Source organism: Aeromicrobium sp. CF3.5 (assembly GCF_051262695.1).
In the GTDB taxonomy this organism is placed as follows: Bacteria; Actinomycetota; Actinomycetes; order Propionibacteriales; family Nocardioidaceae; genus Aeromicrobium.
Genome location: NZ_JBIMEZ010000006.1, coordinates 246855 through 261532 on the forward strand (window position 1 = coordinate 246855; position 14678 = coordinate 261532).

The following is a 14678-nucleotide window of genomic DNA, read 5'->3' on the forward strand; positions in this document are numbered from 1 at the left end:
GATAGGGCGCTAAGCCACCGCCCCACCGCACGCTTCAGGCGTTGACGGCCTCCGCGAGGGCGTCGACGGCGTGGTCGATCTCGTCGCGGGTGATGACCAGCGGGGGAGCCATGCGCAGGGTGCGCTCGTGGGTCTCCTTGCACAGGACCCCCTGATCACGTAGCGACAGGGAGACCTCGCGGCCCGTGCGAGCGGCCGGATCGATGTCGACGCCGGCCCACAATCCCTTGCCGCGCACCTCGGCGACACCCTTGCCGACCAGCCCGTTCAGACGTTCGTGCAGGTAGGCACCGAGCTCGGTGCTGCGCTGCTGGAACTCACCGGTCGACAAGAGGTCGACGACGGCGCGACCGACGGCGCAGGCCACGGGGTAGCCGCCGAAGGTCGATCCGTGCTGACCGGGCTTGAGGACACCGAGGACGTCGGCGCGGCCGACCACAGCGGAGACGGGAATGATGCCGCCGCCGAGGGCCTTGCCCAGCGTGTACAGGTCGGCGCGAACCTTCTCGTGATCCAAGGCGAAGATCGTGCCGGTGCGAGCCAGGCCGGCCTGCACCTCATCACTGATCAGCAGCACGTCCTGCTCGTCGCAGAGGGCACGCACTCCGGCAAAGAATCCGTCCGGCGGCACGACCACGCCGGCCTCGCCCTGGATGGGCTCCATCAAGATGGCGGCCGTGTTCGGTCCGACGGCTGCACGGACCGCGTCGAGATCGCCGAAGGGCACCGTCACGAAGCCGGGGGTGAACGGGCCGTAGTTGTCGTGGGCGGCCGAATCATCAGAGAACGACACGATCGTGGTGGTGCGGCCGTGGAAGTTGTTGCTGGCCACGATGATCTCGGCGGAGTCGGAGGCGACTCCCTTGACCTCGTAGGCCCACTTGCGCGCGACCTTGATGGCCGACTCGACAGCCTCGGCGCCGGTGTTCATCGTGAGCACCATCTCGGTGCCCGTCAGGGTGGCCAGCTCCTCACAGAACGCACCGAACTGATCGTTGTGGAAGGCACGCGACGTGAGGGTGAGGCGATCAAGCTGCTCGTGTGCTGCAGCGATCAGCGCTGGGTGCCGGTGCCCGAAGTTCAGAGCCGAGTAACCCGACAGGAAGTCGAGGTACCGGGTGCCGTCGACATCGGTGACCGAGGCACCCTCGGCCTCGGCGATCACGACGGGGAGCGGGTGATAGTTGTGGGCGCCCCACTGCTCGTCGCGGGCGATGAAAGAGGACGTCAGGCCGTGTGCGGTCATGTCACCCACCGTAACGGCCCACCGAACGCCTGCACCGGGGCCGCGCCTACGATGTGGGCGTGTCCGATCGCCCGCCGTCGTCCCCCGTCGCCACCGTGCGGCCGGGGTGTGGCGCGTTCCGGCACCTCCGGGCGATGAGTGCATCTCTGGCCTGTGTGGCCAGCGCTTTCGGCGCTCACGTGCTGGCTGGCGGTCAGGCGGAGCTCGCGTCCGTCGTGGTCGTCTTTCTCGTCTCCGGTGCCCTGGTCTGGGCTCTGGCCGGCGTCCGTCTGACGTCTGTGCAGCTGCTGGGCCTGCTCATCCTCGGTCAGGTCGGCGTGCACACCGTGTCGATGGCGTCGGCGACCGGCGACGCCATGGGCATGGGCATGGGATCGTCGATGCTCGCCATCCACGCCGCGGTGACCCTGGTCAGCTGGTGCGCCCTGTCGCGCGGCGAGGCCTTCGTGTGGGCCGTGGCCCAACATCTCGCACTGCGACCGCTCGACCTGCTGCTGCACCGGTGGAGTGCCCGACCGGCCCGTGCGCCCATCTCCTCCACGCCGGTCGTCGTTCGACCGAGCCTGCTCGACCGTGATGTGACACCGGTCCGGGGACCGCCGGCGAAGCCTGTCTTCGCCCTGTCCCCGTAAGACCCCACATCACAGCAAGGAAGATCCATGTCACGCACCACCACACGCGTGGGCGCTGCCGTTCTCGCGGCCAGTCTCGTCGCCCTCGCGGCGCCCGCATCAGCCCACGTCTCGGTCTCCAGCGACGACGCGACACAGGGCGGCTTCGGCATCGCGACGTTCAGCGTGCCCAACGAGTCCGACACCGCAGCGACCACGAAGATCGAGATCACCCTCCCGACCGATGCGCCGTTCGCCTTCGTCTCGGCCGAGGCCAAACCCGGCTGGACGGTCGAGGCGACCACCAAGAGGCTCGACGAGCCGGTCACCAACGGCGAGTTCGAGGTCACCGAAGCCACGTCGACCATCACGTGGACGGCGACCGGCGACGGCATCGCGCCGGGGGAGTACGACACCTTCGGCCTGTCCGGGGGGCCGTTCCCAACCGCCGACGAGCTGATGCTGCCGACGGTCCAGACGTACGACGACGGTGAGATCGCTGCCTGGGACCAGGAGCAGACCGGCGACACCGAGCCCGAGATGCCAGCCCCTGTGCTGGCGCTGAGCGCTGCCAGCGGCGACGGCGAGGACAGCGCCACCAGCGCGACCACCTCACCGGAGACCGAAGCGGTGTCGTCCAGCACGAGCGACTCCGACGGCATCTCCCTGACCATCGCGATCGCCGCGGCGGTCGTGGCCGTGGCTGCGCTGTTGGTGTCGGTGCGTCAGAATCGACGACGTGCGTAAGTTCTTCGTCGTCGCAGTCCTCGGGCTGCTGGTCTCCGTTCTCGGGGCGTCCCCGGCCAGTGCCCACGCGGCACTGGTCGGGACCGACCCCGAGGACGGGGCGAGCCTGCAGGCCCTGCCCGACTCGATCACGTTCACCTTCAACGAGAATGTCGGCAATGTGAATGTCGCCGTCCAGGCGCCCGACGGGTCCCCGCTCGAGCTGTCGGACGTGGCGGGGGTCGACAACATGGCCACGGCCACGCTCGCCGACCCGGGCCAGCGCGGGGAGTACACGGCGTCGTACCGCGTGGTGTCGGCCGACGGTCACCCGATCTCTGGAACCGTCAAGTTCATGGTCCTGACCGGTGAGGCAGTCGACCAGGTCGACATCGAGCCGGTCGCGCAGGGCTTCTTCGACCGACACACCGACCACATCATCTGGGGTTCGCTGGCCGGGCTCGCGGCCATCGCCCTGATCGTGTGGCCCCTGAGGAGACGTGATGACGCGCACAGTGCGTGATGCCAGTACCGGGTTCGTCATCGCGGTGCTCGCCGTCGTGGCCTTCCTCCAGCTGGGCGGTGGGGCACCTCAGGCGGCTCCGGTCGGCATCCCGGATCCCGGCCTGTTCGTCGGATGGGCCCTGCCCGTCGTCAAGGTGGTCACCGATGCGGCGGCCGTCGTCACGATCGGCATGCTCCTGCTCGTGGTGTTCCTGCTGGTGTCCAAGGGCGAGGAGGTCGAGGGGCTGTCGGTCCAGGCGGTCCGGATCGCCTCACGGTGTGCCTGGGCCTGGTCGATCTCCAGCGTCGCGCTCTATGTCCTGACGGTCTGCGACATCTTCGCCGTCACGCTCACGCAGGTGAATCCACGACTGATCGGCTCGTTGTTCGTCGACTCCTCGAACGGTCAGGCGATCGCTCTGCAGATCGTCATGTCCGCCGCCGTGGCCATCGCCGCGTCCCTGACCGCCTCGGTGCGCCCCTTGGCCCTGGTGCTGGGTCTGGCACTGGCCACCACGGCTCCCATCACGTTGACGGGGCACGCGTCGTCCGCCGGATCGCACACCCTGGCGACCACCAGCCTGATGCTGCACGTCGTCGGCGTGACCCTGTGGGTCGGCGGACTCGCCGCCCTCGCGTGGACCGCGATTCGTGGCAGCAAGCGTCTGCCCGCGGCCATCGAACGGTTCTCGCCCCTCGCGGCATGGGCGTTCGTGCTGGTCGGCGTGTCCGGCGTCGTCAACGCGTCGGTGCGCATCGAGCGGCTCGGCGATCTGTTCGGATCGTCCTACGGCCTGCTGATCATGACCAAGACCCTGGCGCTCGTCGCGCTCGGAGTGTTCGGCTGGAGACAACGCCGGCGCATCGTGGAGGCCGGCAGTGGATTCGCGCGGCTGGCCATCACCGAGCTGTTCGTGATGGCGGCGACCATCGGACTGGGCGTGGCACTGTCGCGCACCCCCACCCCGCTGGGCGAAGAGGTGCTGACCACCCCGGCCGAGGAGCTTCTGGGCGGTCCGATGCCGGCCCCGCCGTCCTGGGGAAACATCGCCTTCGGCTGGTACCCCAGCGGCATCGGTCTGGCGATCGTCGGGCTGGGTCTCGCGCTGTACCTGCGCGGCGTGTGGGTCATGCGGCGTCGAGGCGACGCCTGGCCCGTGGGTCGCACGGTGTCGTGGGTCGCAGGCATGGCGGTGGTGCTCTGGGCGACCAGCGGCGGTCTGGGCGAGTACTCGCACGCCCTGTTCAGCGCCCACATGGGCGCGCACATGGCGCTGTCCATGGTGGCGCCCATCCTGCTGGTGCTCGGCGCGCCCATGACCCTGGCGCTGCGCACCCTGCCCGGCCCTCGCGAGCCGGGCGAGATCTCGCCGCGCGCGATGCTGCTGTCACTCCTGCACTCGCGCTTCAGCCGATTCATGACCCACCCGCTGGTCGGGCCGGTGCTGTTCACCGGCAGCCTGTTCGGCTTGTACTTCACGCCCTTGTTCGGCGCCCTCATGCAGAATCACTCGGGTCACCTGCTGATGAACGTGCACTTCCTCGCGGTGGGCACGCTGTACTACTACGTGCTGGTCGGTATCGACCCGTCGCCACGGCCCATCGCTCCGCTGGTGCGATTCGGGCTGCTGCTCGTCACGATCCCGTTCCACGCCTTCTTCGCGATCGCGATCATGAGCATGAACAACGTCATAGCTGGCGACTACTACCAGGCCATCGAGCGTCCGTTCAGCACCGACCTGCTGGCCGATCAGTACCTCGGCGGCGGCATCGCCTGGGCCATGGGCGAGGTGCCGCTGATCCTGGTGATGGCCACCATCTTCGTGCAGTGGATCCGGTCCGACACCCGCGATGCCAAGCGGTACGACCGCAACGCCGAGCGCAACGAGGACGCTGAGCTGGAGGCCTACAACGCTCAGCTGCAGGATCTCGCCGCGCACGGCAAGCGACGCGACCCGTAACCGGGGGCCCGGCTCCTCCGGCTCCTCCGGCTTCGCCGGGCTGTGGACGTGAGCGTGATCGTGGGTGGTCAGACGGCTCAGGGCGCAATGTCGGGCACCACACAGGCCTCTCCAGTCCCGTGACCCGCATAGGCCACGACCGTCACAGGTGACGGTGACTTAGACGCCTTTCGAGGCTGGTGATAGGACGCTAAACCACCGCCCCACCGGCTGCCGGTTCGTCACCAGCCCGGCGAAGCCGGAGACCAAAGGTGGGGGCCACGCACGAACGGCGCCCACCCCGAGGGGTGAGCGCCGTTCGTGATCGAGCGTCAGATCAGAAGATGATCTGGCCGCCGCTGGTGGCAGCGGTGAAGCGCTCCTGGGCGTCGGCCCAGTTGGCGATGTTCCAGAACGCCTTGACGTAGTCGCCCTTGACGTTGAGGTAGTCCAGGTAGAAGGCGTGCTCCCACATGTCGAGCTGCGACACCGGGATCAGCGTCGCGGGGATGTTGCTCTGCTGGTCGTACAGCTGCACGATCACGAGCTTCTGGCCCAGCGTGTCCCACGCGGTGATCGCCCAGCCGGAACCCTGGATGCCGAGGGCGGTTGCCTCGAACTGCGCACGGTAGGCGTCGAAAGAACCGAAGTTGTCGTCGATCGCGGCCTCGAGGTCACCGGTGGGCTTGTCACCGCCCTCGGGGGAGAGGTTCTTCCAGAAGATCGAGTGGTTGATGTGGCCGCCGAGGTTGAACGCCAGGTTCTTCTCGAGCAGGTTGATCGTGTCGTACGACCCACCAGCGCGAGCCTCGTCGAGCTTCTCCAACGCGGTGTTGAGCCCGTTGACGTAGTTCTGGTGGTGCTTGGTGTGGTGCAGCTCCATGATCTTGCCCGAGATGTGCGGGTCGAGAGCGCCATAGTCGTAGGAAAGTTCCGGAAGGGTGTAATCGGCCACGTGTCCTCCTGTGGACAGGGGCACACCACGTGCCCCGGGATGATCTGACTTCGTGCGTTCACCAACCATCCTGCCAGCCCGATGGAGCGCCGCAAGGGCGGGCTGTGCTGTTGGTCGCATCCGCTTCGTGCTGTTGGTCGCATCCGCTCTGCGCTGTTGGCCGCATCCGCTTCCTGCTGTCAGGCACGTCACGCTCCGCGCGGTACGTCCGGGACGGTGGGTGGCATGTCCTAGTCTGTTCAGGACATGTCGGTGATTGCAGGCAGGAGGTGAAGCGTGGCATCTGAACGGATCCTCACTGTCCCCAATGCGCTGAGCTTCGTGCGACTGCTGCTGGTACCGGTGTTCTTGTGGTTGGTTCTGGGACCTCAGTGGGACGAGCTGGCGCTGGTCGTGCTGATGGTGTCCGGTGTCACCGACTACCTCGACGGCAAGCTGGCCCGCAGTCTCAACCAGATGTCCAAGATCGGCGCGATCCTCGATCCCGTGGCCGACCGGTTCTACATCCTGGCCGTGGTGATCGGTCTCAGCGTGCGCGACATCATCCCGTGGTGGCTCGCGATCATTCTTCCGCTGCGCGACGTCTTCCTGTTCTGCCTGGTGCCATTCCTGCGTACCCGCGGGTACAGCTCCTTGCCCGTGCACTTCCTGGGCAAGGCCGCGACGGCGAGCCTGCTCTACGCCTTCCCGCTGCTGCTGCTGGGCGATGCCGACGGAACCGTCGCTGATCTCGCCAACGTGTTCGGCTGGGCCTTCACCGTGTGGGGAGTGAGCCTGTACTGGTGGGGCGGGGTGCTCTACGCCCTACAGGTCAGACGTCTGATGACGACGACCGAACGCGTTCGTGCATGAACGGCCCGCATCGAGCCGAGGGCCTGCTGGACCAGATCGCCGACACGGCACTCGACGACGACTACTACGTCGTCCGCGCCGGTCAGCCTCAACCCTCGCGATCGTTCAACACGATGCTCACCGGCGCCGCCTTCGCCGTCTTCGCTCTCATGGTCACGATCACTGCGGTGCAGACCGCCACGGATCGGCCCTCGACCCAGCGCGAGCAGCGTGCTCTGGCCGAGGACGTCTCGGTGCGACGAGCTGTCAGTGCTGATCGCCGCGACACGGTCGAGGCGTTGCAGGTGCAGGTCCGCGACCTCAGCGCCGCCGCCGGAACCACAGATCCAGATCGGGTCGACCTCGGTATCCGCACGGCCAGCGTTCCGGTCACGGGGCCGGGGCTGCAGATCACGCTCACGCCGGCAGCGTCCGACGGCGGTTCAGGGGACATCACCGATTCAGACCTGCAGACCGTGGTCAACGCGCTGTGGTTCGCAGGTGTCGAGGCGATCTCCGTCAACGGTCAGCGCATCGGGACGTTGTCGTCCATCCGCACCGCCGGATCGGCCGTGACCGTCAACTACGTCTCGATCAGCCCTCCGTACGAGGTGCAGGCGATCGGCGACGTGCAGACGGTGCGTGAGCGGTTCACCGAGAGCCGACTCGGACGTGCGCTGCAGCGACGCAGCGAGGTCAACGGGCTGGGGTACGACATCGCCTCGAGCTCGGACCTGCAGCTCGACGCGATCGGCGACGAGCGCCAGCGGCTGCTGCACGCCGAGGCAGCGCAGGTGGATCCATGATCCCTGTCCTCGGCCTGGTCATCGGAGTCACCGTAGGACTCCTGCTGCAACCCACCGTGCCCGTTGCTCTGCAGCCCTACCTGCCGATCGCGGTGATCGCGGCCCTCGACGCCGTCGTGGGTGCACTGCGGGCTCTGGGCGAACGGCGCTTCAACGATCGTGTCTTCGTCGTCTCGTTCGTGTCCAACGTGGTCATCGCCGCCTTCATGGTGTTCCTCGGTGACCAGCTCGGGGTCGGATCGCAGCTGTCGACCGGTGTGGTCGTGGTGCTCGGCATCCGCATCTTCGCCAACGCCGCGGCCATCAGACGGAGGATCTTCCATGCGTGACCGCAAGCGCCTGTCCCAGGTGGTCGTGGCGGTGCTGCTGGGCGCACTGGCGCTCGCCATCACCGTGCAGGTGCGAGGCGAGCCCAACGACGACTACGAGAACGCGCGCAGCACCGACCTCGTCGAGCTGCTCCGATCGCTCGACGCCGCCAATCAGCGGCTCGACCGCCAGATCAACGAGCTGACCTCGACCCGCGACGACCTGCTCGACAACTCCAAGCAGTCCGCTGCGGCGCAGGAGCAGGCGCGTGCCCAGGCCGACGCCCTGGCCATCTTGGCGGGGACGGCGCCGGCCACCGGCCCCGGTGTCGTGGTGACGATCTCAGATCCCGAGGGCGGCGTCGATGCCGGCGCTCTGCTCGACGCGGTCGAGGAGCTGCGCAATGCCGGAGCAGAGGCGATCGTGATCAACGGCACCGCCCGGGTCGTGGGGCAGACCTATCTGATCGACACGGCTCAGGGGATCAGGGTCGGCGGCCGCGACGTGCAGCCTCCCTACGTCATCGAGGCAATCGGCGACACGGAGACCATGGCCACGGCCACCCAGATCATCGGTGGACTCTCTGACACCATCGAGCGACGTGGGGGAGAGGTCAGCGTCACGCGCAGCGACAGCCTCACCATCACCGCTCTGGCTGATGTGCGCGAGCCGGAGTACGCTCAACCCGATTCCTGAGCCAGCCCATCGACACCACCCCATCGACGAGGAGACATCCGGTGATTCCTGAGGACCTGCACTACAGCGAAGAGCACGAATGGGTGCGACTCGACGATGACATCGCGATCGTCGGCATCACGGACTTCGCGCAGGAACAGCTCGGCGACATCGTCTACGTCCAGCTCCCCGATGTCGGAGAGACCGTCGCCGCCGGATCGGTGGTCGGTGAGCTGGAGTCGACCAAGTCCGTCAGCGACGTCTTCTCCCCGATCAATGGTGAGGTCGTGGCCCGCAACGAGTCGCTGGACGACGCCCCCGAAGTCATCAATGGCGATCCCTATGGCGAGGGCTGGCTGGTCAAGATCCGTCCCACTGACGACGACCCGACCGAGCAGCTGATCACCGCCGAGGCCTACGCGGGTCTGACGCAGGGCTGAGGTCTTCTCGGGGACCCTGGCCCGCTGATAGGTTGGCTCAGGTCACCGCGTGTCCGCCAGCACCCAGTTGAGCGGGACCAGAACGCAGGACCAGAACACGGGATCAGGACGAACAGGGAGATGGCAACGATGTCGGACACTGGGCCAGACCCACGAGACCCGGACGGGGGCGTCGAGCACACGACGCATATCCCGATCATCGATGCCGACACCGAGGAGATGTCTGCCTCGGACGTGTCGGCGGTCGAGAACCTGCCTGCGGGCAGCGCCATGCTGCTGGTGCAGCGCGGCCCCGATGCCGGGGCACGATTCCTGCTCGATCAGGACTCGGTCACCGTGGGTCGGCACGCCCAGAGCGACATCTTCCTCGACGACATCAGCGTCTCGCGCCGTCACGCCACCTTTGCCCGGTCCGGCCGTGGCTACACGGTCACCGACCTCGGTAGCCTGAACGGCACGTACGTCAGCCGCGATCGCATCGACGGTCAGGTCGAGCTGTCCGGCGGCGACGAGGTCCAGATCGGCAAGTACCGGCTCATCTACTTCGCAGGCTCATCGGTATGACCCAACCCGTGCCCGAGCTGGCGCGGCTCGGCATCGGCAAGGTTCTCGAGGAGCTCCATCCGGAGTTCAGCGATCTGACGATCACCAAGATCCGCTACCTCGAGCGTGAAGGTCTGCTCGAGCCCGAGCGCACTGCGTCGGGCTATCGCAAGTTCTCGTTCGCCGATGTCGAGCGGTTGCGTTTCATCCTGCGGCAGCAGCGCGATCGCTTCTGGCCGCTCAACCACATCCGCCAGGTGCTCGACGACATGGATCACGGCCGGGTGCCCGAGACGGAGGTCCCCGGGATCCGGGTTCCCGACCTCTCCCTGGTCGCCGACGACCTGCCTTCGGCCCAGGACTTCTCCGGTCCGCGCAGCCAGGTCCGTCTGACCCGCGAGGATCTGATCGAGAAGGCGGAGATCGATGACGCCACGCTGTCCTCGATCGAGGAGTTCGGCCTGATCGTGCGGCGAAGCCCCTCGGCCTACTTCGACGGTGACGACCTGCATGTCGCCGCCCTGGTGGGACGCTTCGCCGAGCTCGGACTCGAGCCACGCCATCTGAAGATGTTCGTCGCGTCGGCCGAGCGCGAGGTCGCGCTGTTCGATCAGGTCCTCACGCCTCGCTCGCGTGTCGACGACCGCGACGGCGCCGATCGCGCCATCACGTCCTTGGCGTCCCTGTCGGTGGCCCTGCACTCCGTGCTAGTGCGTCGCCGCCTGCGAGGCTGACGTGCGCGAGGTCGAGGTGGTGGGCGTCCGGGTGGAGCAACCCACCAACCAGCCGCTGGTCCTGCTGCGCGAGACCGAAGGCAATCGATACCTTCCCATCTGGATCGGGGCGGTGGAGGCGTCGGCCATCGCCATCGCGCAGGAGGGGGAACCGACGCTCCGGCCGGTCACCCACCAGCTGATGGAACGCATCATCGACGCACTCGGCGACGAGCTGGACGAGGTCCGCATCACCGAGGTCAACGAGGGCGTCTTCCATGCCCTGCTGCACTTCGCGTCGGGAGCCGACGTCGACGCCAGGCCGTCGGACTCGATCGCCCTGGCCCTGCGGTCGGGTGCACGCATCGTGTGTGCTGAGGACGTGCTGGACGCGGCAGGCATCGAGTCGGGGCGCGAAGAGGACGCCGAGATCGAGAAGTTCCGCGAATTTCTGGACCAGATCGACCCCGAAGACTTCGGTTGAGACGGCCTACCCTCAACTCTTGATGACGACTTGAGACTTATTCGTCTCTCAGACACGCCGACGGTCGTTGACCCAGAGAACTCTCACCTCTACCTTGAGAGAACTGCCGGGATGTACACGAATGTAGTTTCGTGACGGTAGTCTTCCCCTCACCAGTTACTGGAAGGCCAGTCATGAACGAGTCACCCGACCAGTCCGTCGACACGACGGACGCGGTTGCCCAAGCCGGCGACCAGGGTCTGCTGTTCAACGACGATGTCTCGCCGTTGCCCGCCGACGCCGGATACCGCGGTCCCACCGCCTGCGCCGCGGCTGGCATCACCTACCGCCAGCTCGACTACTGGGCTCGCACCCAGCTGGTCGAACCCACCGTGCGGTCGGCCACCGGATCGGGCACGCAGCGCCTGTACTCGTTCAAGGACATCCTGCTGCTCAAGATCATCAAGCGTCTGCTCGACGCGGGCGTCTCGCTCCAGCAGATCCGGGTGGCGATCGATCACCTGCGGACCCGCGGCACCGATGACCTCACTCAGGTCACGCTCATGAGCGACGGCGCCACGGTCTACGAGTGCCGCTCCGCCGACGAGGTCATCGACCTCCTGCAGGGCGGTCAGGGCGTCTTCGGCATCGCGGTGGGTGGTGTCTGGAAGGAGATCGAGGGTTCGCTGCACGAGCTCCCGAGCGAACGGGCGACCATCGATGGTGCGCCCGACGCCAACGACGAGCTGGCGGCTCGCCGCGCGGCCCGCGCCGCCGGCGCCTGATTCTGTTCAGCGCTGCCGGCGCCTGATCACGTCCCGGTGCACACGGTCGGCCACTGCTAGGCTGACAGAGCTGTCGACAGCGCGTGGGAGAGTTCGATCAGGTGTGATCTCCTGGGCGGCGCCGAAGGGGCAATTCCTCCCCGGAACCTCTCAGGCACACGGACCACGCGATCGAGGCACTTCTGGAATGAGCGGCCCACGCGGCTGGTCGTGACAGAAGGGGAGGGACATCGTCCGCGACCCACGATCCGGGAGTCCCTGCCCCATGAGCACTCAGTCCACACCTGACCCGCGCCCCACGTTCTCGGGTGACCGTTTCGTCGATCGACACATCGGCCCCACGGCCTCGGACCAGGCGGCGATGCTGCGCACCGTCGGTTTCGACTCGCTCGATGCCCTCATGCAGGCTGCCGTGCCCTCCGGTATCCGCAGCAGCGCGCCCCTGTCCCTGCCGGCCCCCCGCACGGAGACCGAGGTGCTGGCCGGACTGCGCGACCTGGCCGGTCGCAACAACCCAGGTGTGTCGATGATCGGACTGGGCTACCACCCCACGATCACGCCGGCGGTCATCCGTCGCAACGTGCTGGAGGATCCGGCCTGGTACACCGCGTACACGCCCTACCAACCGGAGATCTCGCAGGGACGGCTGGAGGCGATGCTGAACTTCCAGACGATGATCGCCGACCTGACCGGGGTCCCGACGTCGAACTCGTCCCTGCTGGACGAGGGCACCGCGGTGGCCGAGGCGATGACGCTGATTCGCCGAGCGGCGCGGGGCAAGGACCTGCGCCCGATCGTGATCGATGCCGGTCTGCACCCGCAGACGCTGGCAGTCATCACGACACGGGCCGAGGCGCTGCAGATCGACCTGCACCAGGCCAACCTCATCGACGGTGTGCCCGATGTCGACATGGCCGGCGTGATCGTGGCCTATCCGCGCAGCGATGGACGTATCGTCGATCCGCAGCCCGCCATCGAGGCAGCGCACGCCGCGGGTGGCCTCGCCGTGGCGGTCAGCGATCCGCTGGCCCTGGTGCTGTTGGCCTCACCCGGCTCCCTGGGGGCCGATGTCGTGGTGGGCTCGAGCCAGCGATTCGGCGTCCCGATGTTCTACGGTGGCCCGCATGCGGGCTTCATGGCCGTCCGCGAGGGCCTGGAGCGGCACCTACCGGGTCGACTCGTGGGCGTCTCCGTGGACTCGGCCGGCCGGCCGGCCTACCGTCTGGCGCTGCAGACCCGCGAGCAGCACATTCGACGCGAGAAGGCCACGTCGAACATCTGCACGGCCCAGGTGCTCCTGGCCGTGACGGCCTCCATGTACGCGGTGTATCACGGTGCGGACGGCCTGCGCCGGATCGCCCAGCACGTCGCGGGGCGCGCGGCCCAGCTCGCTGACGGCCTGCGGGGCGGGGGAGTGGAGATCGCCGAGGGCGAGTTCTTCGACACGATCCTGGCTCGGGTTCCGGGTCGAGCCGACCAGATCATCGCCGCGGCGCGTGCCGCGGGGGTCCACCTGCGGCACATCGATGCCGACCAGGTGGGCATCTCGACCCACGAGGCCACCACGTACCAGGACCTCGTGGCGGTCTGGGGTGCGTTCGAGGTCGACGCCGTGGGTGAGGGGGACGTGACGGTGTCATTGCCGACCGACCTGCTGCGCACCGAGGAGATCTTGACTCATCCGGTGTTTCACGAGCACCGCTCCGAGACGCAGCTGCTGCGCTACCTGCGCAAGCTCAGCGATCGTGACTACGCGCTCGATCGGGGCATGATCCCGCTGGGCTCGTGCACCATGAAGCTCAATGCCACCGCGGAGATGGAGCCGATCAGCTACCCCGGCTTCGCCGAGCTGCACCCATTCGTGCCGGCCGCCGATGCCGCGGGCATGATCGAGCTGGTCCAGACCCTGGAGGGTTGGCTGGCCGAGGTCACCGGCTACGCGGGCGTCTCGATTCAGCCGAACGCCGGTTCCCAGGGTGAGCTCGCAGGCCTGCTGGCGATCCGTGCCTACCACCACAGCCGAGACGACCAGGGCCGCGACGTCTGCCTGATCCCCACGTCGGCACACGGCACCAACGCGGCGTCGGCGGTCATGGCCGGCATGAGCGTGGCGTTGGTCAAGTCGACCGAGCAGGGCGAGGTCGATCTCGACGACCTGCGCGCCCAGTGCGAGAAGCACGCCGAGGACCTCGCCGCCGTCATGGTCACCTACCCGTCGACGCACGGCGTCTACGAGCACGGCATCTCCGAGCTGTGCGAGATCGTGCACGAGCACGGGGGACAGGTGTACGTCGACGGCGCGAACCTCAACGCCCTGCTCGGCCACGCCGAGCCCGGTGTCTTCGGCGGCGACGTGTCCCACCTGAACCTGCACAAGACCTTCTGCATCCCGCACGGTGGCGGTGGCCCCGGTGTCGGGCCGGTCGCGGTGGCCGAGCACTTGGTCCCGTTCCTTCCGTCGCATCCCCTGCACCCGGTCGAGGCACAGCGCGACGGCATCGGGGCGATCAGCGCAGCCCCGTACGGCTCGGCGGGAATCCTTCCGATCCCGTACGCGTACATCGCGATGATGGGTGCTGACGGACTGACCGATGCGACCTCGGTCGCCGTGCTGTCCGCCAACTACATCGCACGGCGTCTCCAGGACGCGTTCCCGGTGCTCTACACCGGCGAGCACGATCTGGTCGCGCACGAGTGCATCCTCGACATCCGACCGTTGACGAAGGCCTCGGGCGTCACGATCGACGACGTGGCCAAGCGGCTGATCGACTACGGATTCCACGCGCCCACCATGAGCTTCCCGGTCGCAGGCACGCTGATGGTCGAGCCGACCGAGTCCGAGGACCTGGCCGAGCTGGACCGGTTCTGCGAGGCGATGCTCGCGATCCGGGCCGAGATCGACCAAGTCGAGTCCGGTGCCCTGGATCGCGAGGACAACCCACTGACGAGCGCGCCACACGCGGCTCGTGAGCTGCTGGACTGGTCGCATCCCTACGACATCGCGACGGGAGTGTTCCCCGCTGGCACGACCGACGACAAGTACTGGCCGCCGATCGGACGCGTCGACCAAGCCTACGGCGATCGCAACCTAGCCTGCTCGTGCCCCCCGATCGAGGCCTTCGCCGACTAGG

At 67.6% G+C, this 14678-nt stretch carries 16 protein-coding genes and 1 riboswitch; of the genes, 14 read left to right on the forward strand and 2 right to left on the reverse strand.

What is annotated here, in order from left to right:
* Positions 1-34: 34 nt before the first annotated feature.
* Entirely contained in the window at positions 35-1246 is a 1212-nt protein-coding gene (rocD, locus tag ACHAA3_RS12865; RefSeq protein ID WP_435709421.1) for an ornithine--oxo-acid transaminase, read from the reverse strand.
* Positions 1247-1380: 134 nt separating this feature from the next.
* Here rocD and ACHAA3_RS12870 point away from each other — a divergent pair, with 134 nt between their 5' ends.
* Genes ACHAA3_RS12870 through ACHAA3_RS12885 form a run of 4 tightly spaced genes read left to right on the forward strand, consistent with a single transcriptional unit; the run spans position 1381 to position 5048 of the window.
* Entirely contained in the window at positions 1381-1878 is a 498-nt protein-coding gene (locus ACHAA3_RS12870) for a hypothetical protein (protein WP_435709422.1), read from the forward strand.
* A 27-nt stretch (positions 1879-1905) separates the two neighbouring features.
* Positions 1906-2604 (forward strand): YcnI family copper-binding membrane protein, encoded by a 699-nt coding sequence (locus tag ACHAA3_RS12875; RefSeq protein WP_435709423.1) that lies wholly within the window; start codon positions 1906-1908, stop codon positions 2602-2604.
* Positions 2597-3106, forward strand: coding sequence for a copper resistance CopC family protein (locus ACHAA3_RS12880; RefSeq protein ID WP_435709424.1), 510 nt, complete (start codon positions 2597-2599; stop codon positions 3104-3106). Before ACHAA3_RS12875 ends, ACHAA3_RS12880 begins: the two co-directional genes overlap by 8 nt.
* Complete coding sequence (locus ACHAA3_RS12885) at positions 3087-5048, forward strand: cytochrome c oxidase assembly protein (protein WP_435709425.1); 1962 nt, start codon at positions 3087-3089, stop codon at positions 5046-5048. The genes ACHAA3_RS12880 and ACHAA3_RS12885 overlap by 20 nt, the downstream gene beginning before the upstream one ends.
* Positions 5049-5364: 316 nt before the next feature.
* On the opposite strand, the gene ACHAA3_RS12890 is transcribed toward ACHAA3_RS12885, so the two are convergent.
* The gene (locus ACHAA3_RS12890) at positions 5365-5982 is read right to left on the reverse strand and encodes a superoxide dismutase (RefSeq protein WP_435709426.1); all 618 of its coding nucleotides are present in this window, start codon (positions 5980-5982) and stop codon (positions 5365-5367) included.
* 276 nt (positions 5983-6258) lie between these two features.
* Here ACHAA3_RS12890 and ACHAA3_RS12895 point away from each other — a divergent pair, with 276 nt between their 5' ends.
* The 10 genes from ACHAA3_RS12895 to gcvP all read left to right on the forward strand — a co-directional run bounded on the left by ACHAA3_RS12895 (position 6259) and on the right by gcvP (position 14677).
* On the forward strand, positions 6259-6834 hold the full coding sequence (locus tag ACHAA3_RS12895) for a CDP-alcohol phosphatidyltransferase family protein (RefSeq protein WP_435709427.1): 576 nt from the start codon (positions 6259-6261) through the stop codon (positions 6832-6834).
* Positions 6831-7619 carry a DUF881 domain-containing protein gene (locus tag ACHAA3_RS12900; protein WP_435709428.1) on the forward strand — a complete coding sequence of 263 codons (789 nt, stop codon included), beginning with the start codon at positions 6831-6833 and terminating at the stop codon, positions 7617-7619. The genes ACHAA3_RS12895 and ACHAA3_RS12900 overlap by 4 nt, the downstream gene beginning before the upstream one ends.
* Positions 7616-7948: a small basic family protein gene (locus tag ACHAA3_RS12905; protein ID WP_435709429.1), complete on the forward strand. Its 333-nt coding sequence runs from the start codon at positions 7616-7618 to the stop codon at positions 7946-7948. The genes ACHAA3_RS12900 and ACHAA3_RS12905 overlap by 4 nt, the downstream gene beginning before the upstream one ends.
* A complete protein-coding gene (locus ACHAA3_RS12910) occupies positions 7941-8624 on the forward strand; it encodes a DUF881 domain-containing protein (protein ID WP_435709430.1) in 684 nt (227 codons plus the stop codon). The genes ACHAA3_RS12905 and ACHAA3_RS12910 overlap by 8 nt, the downstream gene beginning before the upstream one ends.
* 41 nt (positions 8625-8665) lie before the next feature.
* On the forward strand, positions 8666-9043 hold the full coding sequence (gcvH, locus tag ACHAA3_RS12915) for a glycine cleavage system protein GcvH (protein WP_435709431.1): 378 nt from the start codon (positions 8666-8668) through the stop codon (positions 9041-9043).
* Positions 9044-9172: 129 nt separating this feature from the next.
* Complete coding sequence (locus tag ACHAA3_RS12920; protein ID WP_435709432.1) at positions 9173-9607, forward strand: FHA domain-containing protein; 435 nt, start codon at positions 9173-9175, stop codon at positions 9605-9607.
* Positions 9604-10320, forward strand: coding sequence for a transcriptional regulator FtsR (gene ftsR, locus ACHAA3_RS12925; RefSeq protein WP_435709433.1), 717 nt, complete (start codon positions 9604-9606; stop codon positions 10318-10320). Before ACHAA3_RS12920 ends, ftsR begins: the two co-directional genes overlap by 4 nt.
* Before the next feature lies 1 nt (position 10321).
* Positions 10322-10783 carry a bifunctional nuclease family protein gene (locus ACHAA3_RS12930; protein WP_435709434.1) on the forward strand — a complete coding sequence of 154 codons (462 nt, stop codon included), beginning with the start codon at positions 10322-10324 and terminating at the stop codon, positions 10781-10783.
* Between the two features lie 173 nt (positions 10784-10956).
* Positions 10957-11547 (forward strand): MerR family transcriptional regulator, encoded by a 591-nt coding sequence (locus ACHAA3_RS12935; RefSeq protein WP_435709435.1) that lies wholly within the window; start codon positions 10957-10959, stop codon positions 11545-11547.
* 74 nt (positions 11548-11621) lie between these two features.
* Positions 11622-11723, forward strand: a riboswitch (glycine riboswitch).
* An 89-nt stretch (positions 11724-11812) separates the two neighbouring features.
* Positions 11813-14677, forward strand: a complete 2865-nt coding sequence (gcvP, locus tag ACHAA3_RS12940; protein WP_435709436.1) for an aminomethyl-transferring glycine dehydrogenase — start codon at positions 11813-11815, stop codon at positions 14675-14677.
* Position 14678: the final 1 nt, after the last annotated feature.

Bases quoted from the DNA above. Each gene is read 5' to 3' on its own strand.
- ftsR (WP_435709433.1), top strand. From the start codon at position 9,604: ATGACCCAACCCGTGCCCGAGCTGGCGCGGCTCGGCATCGGCAAGGTT.
- ACHAA3_RS12935 (WP_435709435.1), top strand. From the start codon at position 10,957: ATGAACGAGTCACCCGACCAGTCCGTCGACACGACGGACGCGGTTGCC.
- ACHAA3_RS12870 (WP_435709422.1), top strand. From the start codon at position 1,381: ATGAGTGCATCTCTGGCCTGTGTGGCCAGCGCTTTCGGCGCTCACGTG.
- ACHAA3_RS12910 (WP_435709430.1), top strand. From the start codon at position 7,941: ATGCGTGACCGCAAGCGCCTGTCCCAGGTGGTCGTGGCGGTGCTGCTG.
- ACHAA3_RS12885 (WP_435709425.1), top strand. From the start codon at position 3,087: ATGACGCGCACAGTGCGTGATGCCAGTACCGGGTTCGTCATCGCGGTG.
- ACHAA3_RS12875 (WP_435709423.1), top strand. From the start codon at position 1,906: ATGTCACGCACCACCACACGCGTGGGCGCTGCCGTTCTCGCGGCCAGT.
- ACHAA3_RS12920 (WP_435709432.1), top strand. From the start codon at position 9,173: ATGTCGGACACTGGGCCAGACCCACGAGACCCGGACGGGGGCGTCGAG.
- ACHAA3_RS12900 (WP_435709428.1), top strand. From the start codon at position 6,831: ATGAACGGCCCGCATCGAGCCGAGGGCCTGCTGGACCAGATCGCCGAC.
- gcvP (WP_435709436.1), top strand. From the start codon at position 11,813: ATGAGCACTCAGTCCACACCTGACCCGCGCCCCACGTTCTCGGGTGAC.
- rocD (WP_435709421.1), bottom strand. From the start codon at position 1,246: ATGACCGCACACGGCCTGACGTCCTCTTTCATCGCCCGCGACGAGCAG.
- ACHAA3_RS12905 (WP_435709429.1), top strand. From the start codon at position 7,616: ATGATCCCTGTCCTCGGCCTGGTCATCGGAGTCACCGTAGGACTCCTG.